Origin of the sequence: Anaerotignum sp. (assembly GCF_045122575.1) — a bacterium.
Lineage (GTDB): Bacteria > Bacillota > Clostridia > Lachnospirales > Anaerotignaceae > Anaerotignum_A.
The window spans coordinates 1-5,923 of the sequence record NZ_JBGVHV010000194.1 but is presented as its reverse complement, the minus strand read 5'-3'; the positions used below and the strand labels follow the sequence as shown (position 1 = coordinate 5,923).

General features: G+C 48.1%; 7 protein-coding genes. 4 read left to right on the top strand and 3 right to left on the bottom strand.

Annotation, left to right across the window (positions count from 1 at the left end; genetic code table 11):
• Positions 1-93: 93 nt before the first annotated feature.
• Both ACJMLT_RS09525 and ACJMLT_RS09520 read right to left on the bottom strand, forming a co-directional pair.
• Positions 94-444: a cupin domain-containing protein gene (locus ACJMLT_RS09525; protein ID WP_405730009.1), complete on the bottom strand. Its 351-nt coding sequence runs from the start codon at positions 442-444 to the stop codon at positions 94-96.
• Positions 441-1,400, bottom strand: a complete 960-nt coding sequence (locus ACJMLT_RS09520; protein WP_405730006.1) for a radical SAM protein — start codon at positions 1,398-1,400, stop codon at positions 441-443. Before ACJMLT_RS09520 ends, ACJMLT_RS09525 begins: the two co-directional genes overlap by 4 nt.
• Before the next feature lie 297 nt (positions 1,401-1,697).
• On the opposite strand from ACJMLT_RS09520, the gene ACJMLT_RS09515 reads away from it, so the two are divergent.
• The gene (locus ACJMLT_RS09515) at positions 1,698-1,916 is read left to right on the top strand and encodes a hypothetical protein (protein ID WP_405730003.1); all 219 of its coding nucleotides are present in this window, start codon (positions 1,698-1,700) and stop codon (positions 1,914-1,916) included.
• Positions 1,917-1,945: 29 nt separating this feature from the next.
• On the opposite strand, the gene ACJMLT_RS09510 is transcribed toward ACJMLT_RS09515, so the two are convergent.
• Positions 1,946-2,920: a hypothetical protein gene (locus tag ACJMLT_RS09510; protein ID WP_405730000.1), complete on the bottom strand. Its 975-nt coding sequence runs from the start codon at positions 2,918-2,920 to the stop codon at positions 1,946-1,948.
• A gap of 159 nt (positions 2,921-3,079) precedes the next feature.
• Between ACJMLT_RS09510 and ACJMLT_RS09505 the strand changes: the two genes are divergently transcribed.
• The 3 genes from ACJMLT_RS09505 to ACJMLT_RS09495 all read left to right on the top strand — a co-directional run.
• Entirely contained in the window at positions 3,080-3,793 is a 714-nt protein-coding gene (locus tag ACJMLT_RS09505; protein ID WP_405729997.1) for a phosphatase, read from the top strand.
• Positions 3,794-3,906: 113 nt separating this feature from the next.
• Positions 3,907-4,212 carry a YerC/YecD family TrpR-related protein gene (locus ACJMLT_RS09500; RefSeq protein WP_405729994.1) on the top strand — a complete coding sequence of 102 codons (306 nt, stop codon included), beginning with the start codon at positions 3,907-3,909 and terminating at the stop codon, positions 4,210-4,212.
• 103 nt (positions 4,213-4,315) lie between these two features.
• Positions 4,316-5,923, top strand: a 1,608-nt coding sequence (locus ACJMLT_RS09495; RefSeq protein WP_405729991.1) for an ATP-dependent helicase, incomplete at its 3' end; no start/stop codon positions are given.

The window sequence follows — 5,923 nt, the reverse complement described above, 5'->3', positions numbered from 1 at the left end:
TAAACTGGCTTACCTGACTGTATTTGCAGAAGAAATTAAATTTGTAAAATAAGAAAAGGCGGACAATATGTCCGCCTTATTTTTATGTATGGCTTATTTCAGACCGTCGTTCATTACGAAAGCGATCATTTCCATATCTTCATCTGTGTTGTTTTCCATGGAGTGCCACTGACCCACTTCGATGGTGCATACATCGCCGGGGTAAACTTCTGTTTTGGAACCGTCGTTATCCACGAAAGTACCAACGCCCTTCAGGATGTAGTAGGGTTCTGTATTACCTACATGCTGGTGCCAGCCGATGGAACTGTGGGGTTTTACGATAACGCGGGCAAACATGGTGCCGTGACCCATCAGTTCTGCCCCTTCCAGAATGTGGTGGATTTCTACGCTGCCTTTGCCGTCTCTCAGGCCTTCAACAGTAACGACTCTTTCTTTTTTGATCATAATTTTTTCTCCTCTCTTTTTATATAACGCTCGGCAGTGAGCCCTTCCGCTACGCCCGAAAGATCAAAATGGGGCGTATACTCACTGGTTGCCGAGGAACGTTTCTGCATAAAACCGTTTTTCAGACCAATTTTGAAAAAATGGTCTACCACTTTGTCATATTCAAAGGTGGTGAGTTTTCTGGAAAGTGCCTTGTATTCCTTTGCTCTGTGCATGGGGGTATACTGGCTCATCAGGGAAACAAAGGTATCTTCGCCTAAATTTTCCCGCACCCAGTCCAGCACCAGAAAACTGTCTTTATATTGTCCGGGCAATACCAGATGGCGCAGGATGATGCCCTTTTGCATCAGCCCGTTTTCATCCAGAATATCCTCGCCTACTTGTCGGTGCATTTCCAGAATGGCTGCCGCCGCCGTTTCTCTGTAATGAGGGCAATGGGAATATTCCAGACCCAGATCGTTGTTCCAGTATTTGAAATCGGGCAGATAGACATCCACCAGCCCTTCCAGCATACGAAGACCTTCGATGGATTCATAACCGTTGGAATTATAGACCACGGGGATCTTCAGTCCCTGTGCTTTTGCTATTTCCAGAGCCTTTACCACTTGGGGAATGAATTGTGCCGCCGAAACCAGATTCACGTTATGATAGCCCCGTGCCTGTTGTTCCAGAAAAATCTCAGCCAGACGTTCCACAGAAATTTCCTGCCCGTAGCCATCCTGACTGATCTGAAAATTCTGACAGAACACACAGCCTAGATTGCAATGGCTGAAAAATACCGTTCCGCTGCCCTTTGTGCCGCTGATGGGCGGTTCTTCCCAGTCGTGACGGCTGACAAGAGCTACCTTTGGCAGATAGGGGGCAAGGCAGAAGCCGAACTGACCGGCTGTACGGTCGATGCCGCAGTTTCTGGGGCATACCTGACAATGGGACAAAGCCTTGTTCATTTTCTCCATTGAAAACACCTCTGTCTTTCTGGAAATATCTTACCATAGAAAGGGAAGGAAATACAACCAGTTCTTTACCTTTGCTTTTTCGACAAAAGAATGCTATCATGCAGATACCAGGGTACAAAGTTTAAAAATTTGATGAAAGCTTGCTTTCAGGAGAATTTTTGAATTTGGGACCCGCAAAAACATGAGTAAAGAAGCTATTTTTCGAAGAAAAATATGCGATTTACGAATGTTTTTTAGGATTGTGAGAGCACGAAGTGCGGAACAATCCGGTATCAAAGAAATACGGAGGGGAACAATATGAGAGAATATAAGGTAAGTATGCAGGAAGAACATGCCCTTTCCAGAATCCTCTGCAACTGCTGCGGCAGGGAGATCCCCCTGGACAGGGCGGATCATTTCCATGGGGAAAAAACATGGGGGTATTTTTCCGAAAAGGACGGCAGACAGGACAGCTTTGACCTGTGCGAAGATTGCTACGATAAAATGACAGAACAGTTTCAGATCAAGATGAAATAAAACAGGCGTCCGAAAGGACGCCTTTGCTTTTAGCAGCCGCAGTTGTTACAGCCATTGTTATTGCAGCCGCAGTTGTTGCTGCAGCCGTCATTACAGCCCAGACAGTCGATCTCACAGTTGGGAGAGCCGAATACAGGGCCAAAGCCGCAGCAGCTCTTCGGTTCTGCGGAGGGAGAGAACATATCCAGCGGGAAGCGGATATTTTCAAAATTGCGGCAGGGGTCACCGGGTACAGCGGTGGAGGTGCAGGTTTCCGGCATGCAGCGCCCCAGAGAGTTGACTACCATATTCACGGTGCGGAACAGTTTTACGATGGTAAACAGGCCGATGGAAACGTTTACGGCCACAGGAGCACCCATGGCAGCATCGCCATTTGATACAGTGATAGCATTACATTCGCAGCTGTTGTGGTGATGATGGTGGCAGGGGTCACAGCAGCCATTGGGGAAACGCAGTTCCGCCTGCAGGGCAACGGCCTTGCCTTCTGCAATGGCGAAGGGGCCGCCGTTGGAATTGCCGCAGCAATCGAACTGGTCGGTGGCGGTGGTCACGTCGGCTTCCGTGGAACCAAAGAGGGTCACCCGCAGATTGTAGCTGTTTGTGGCGGGGATGCAGCCGATGAAACAGCCGTCGGCACGGCGGAATTCCAGCGTATAGTTGAAAACATATTTCAGTTCCAGATCCCAGCAGCCTTCCTGCAGGGGATTGGGTTTCTTTCTCAGGATTTCGATACGATCCAGCTCCAGATCACGGATGGATACATCAGCGGCGTTGCAGGGGGGGACGATGATATCCCCTTCACAGAGCATATCGTTGCAGCTGTTGCCGTTTCCTCTTGCGGCACGGGCGGGCCCCAGAATGTCGCTGGTCAGGCATTTCTGGATGCGGCACTGGTCGAAGATCTTCTGTGCGATGATACAGGTTTCCCCTGCGCCGTTGCTGCTGTTGTGATTGTGATTACAGCTGCAGTTTCTGGCGGACAGGTCAAATTCAAAAGCTCCCATAAGACAGCCTCCTTAAAGTTGTTTGTTCTTCTACATACTATGACAGGGGCACAAAAGCGTGACCGCTTTGGAAGCCCTTCTGCTTGTATTCTCGATGGTTTACTGTTATACTAAAGTTTAATGAAAAGGAATGCTTCACTTGAAAGTGAGAGGATAAATATGAAACTATTGATCGATACCCATACCCATTCCGTTGCCAGTGGACATGCCTACAGCACGGTGGATGAAAACCTGCGCTGGGCAGCACAGAAGGGGCTGGAACTGGTGGCTCTGACCGACCATGCCCCCGGCATGAAAGAAACCACAGGCCATGCCTATTTTGCCAATCTGCATATCCTGCCCAGGGAACTGCATGGGGTGCGCCTGCTCAAAGGCATCGAACTGAATATCATGGATTTTGACGGAAGGGTAGATATGGATGAGAAAGTTCTTTCCCGTCTGGATCTTGGCATTGCCAGTCTCCATATGCCCTGCATTCAGCCCGGCAGCAGAAAGGAAAACACAAGGGCACTGCTGAAGGTCATGGAAAACCCTTATGTAGATATCATTGGCCACCCCGGTGACCCCCGCTATGATGTGGACTATAAAGAAGTGTTCCGTCAGGCTAGGGAAACAGGAACGACATTGGAGATCAATAATGCGTCTCTGGTTCCCGGCGGGTTCCGCGACGGCAGTCAGGAAAATGTGAAGGCCATCCTGCAGATGAGCATGGAAGAAGGAATTCCTGTGGTATTGGGCAGCGATGCTCATTTTTATACCAGCGTGGGTGATTTTTCCTATGCGCTGGCCCTTTTGAAAGAGGTGGGCTTTCCCGCAGAGCTGGTGCTGAACACAGACCCGGCGCGGTTTCTGGCAGGGCTGAAAAGAAGATAAAGTTTCCGTGAAGGAAAGGGTCTTTCGGCAAAATAATTCTTTACTTTAACGCTCCAACGTGCTAATATATCTGTGAGAGAAATTTTTGAAACACAGGAGAAGGTGGCGTTCAAATGAATAAAAAAATCAAAACGGAATTGACGGATAAACTGTTCGAATGTATCCTCAGCATGGAAACTATTGAAGAGTGCTATCAGCTCTTTGAAGACCTCTGTACGGTCAACGAAATTCAGGCCATTGCCCAGAGAATGGAAGTGGCAGCCATGCTGGACGCAAAGAGAACCTATGTTGAGATCGCGGAAAAAACCGGCGCTTCCACAGCAACGATCAGCCGCGTGAACCGTTGCCTGCATTATGGTACAGATGGCTATAAACTGGCGATCGACCGTGTGAAGGCGAAAAAAGAAAATAAGGAATAATCATTTTCCAAAATTGATTTTAGAAGATGATAAGGCTGATTTGACAAGTTGATTTTGCCGAATCAGCCTTTCTTAGGCTATAGAAAAAACAGGAGAGTATGAAATGATTGGATTTGACAAACTGAACGAGATGCAGAAAAAGGCCGTTTTGCAGACAGAAGGTCCTGTGCTGATTCTGGCAGGGGCGGGCAGCGGCAAAACAGGGGCACTGACCGTGCGTATCGCCCATCTTCTGGAAACAGGGGTGAAGCCCTGGAATATCCTTGCCATCACCTTTACCAATAAGGCGGCGAAGGAAATGAGAGAACGTGTGGAAAAACTGGTGGGGGACGGCGCAAGAGATATGTGGATCAGCACCTTCCACTCTACCTGCGTGCGTATTCTGCGCAGAGAGATCCACCATCTGGATTATGAAAATCAGTTCTCCATTTATGATGGGGATGATCAGGAAAAGATCATGCGTGAGGCCTTCAAGCGCCTGAACATGAGCACTACCGATAAGTCCTTTTCCGTAAAGGGGGCCATGGCAGTCATCAGCCATCTGAAAGAAGAAATGACCAGTTGGGAAGAATACGCCCAGAAGGTGGATAAAAACGATCTGAAAGCAGTACGCATCGCAAAGGTCTATCAGACCTACCAGAAAATGCTGAAAGAAAACAATGCGCTGGATTTTGACGATCTGATCTATAAAACTGTGCTGCTGTTCCGTAACTTCCCCGAAGTTCTGGAAAAATATCAGGATCGCTTCCGTTACATCATGGTAGACGAATATCAGGATACTAACACCAGCCAGTATGAGCTGGTAGCGATGCTGGCAAACAAATATAAAAACCTCTGCGTGGTGGGGGATGATGACCAGTCCATCTACGGCTGGAGAGGAGCAAATATCCGCAATATCCTCGATTTCGAAAAGGATTTCCCCGATACCACTGTGATTAAACTGGAACAGAATTACCGCTCCACCAAAAAAATTCTGGAGGCAGCCAACGCAGTGATCCATCATAACCAGACCAGAAAGGATAAGACTCTCTGGACAGAAAATGATGCAGGCAGCATCCTGCATATCTATAAAGCGGATAACGAATATGACGAATGTCGTTTTGTAGCGGAAAAAATTCAGGAATTGGAAAAGGCAGGCAGAAAGAGAAATGAAATGGCTGTGCTTTACCGTACCAATGCCCAGAGCCGTGCCGTGGAGGATCAGATGGTGAAAAAGGGCATCCCATATCGTCTCTTTGGCGGTGTCCGCTTCTATGAAAGAAAGGAAATCCGTGATATCCTTTCCTATCTGAAGGTGATGGCGAACCCCGCGGATACCATTGCTTTAAGACGTATCATCAACGTGCCCAAACGAGGCATCGGAGAGACTTCTCTGGATAAACTGGCGGCCTTTGCGGAAGAACAGAATATCCCTCTTTACGGTGCACTGGCTCGTATGGATGAGATCACAACCTTGAAAACAAGAGTTGCCAAATTCAAGGATTTTTATGAACTGTTTGAACATCTGAGAGCCGATGCGGCAGGTTTTTCCGTGGCGGAACTGATCGATGCTGTGGTAAAACGCACAGGATATCTGCAGATCCTGATGGCGGAGGGGACAGACGAAGCCCTGAACCGTATCCAGAATATCGATGAATTCGTGAATAAGGCGGCGGAATTTGACAAGGCTAATCCCGAAGGCAATCTGGAAGGTTTTCTGGAAGAAGTGGCG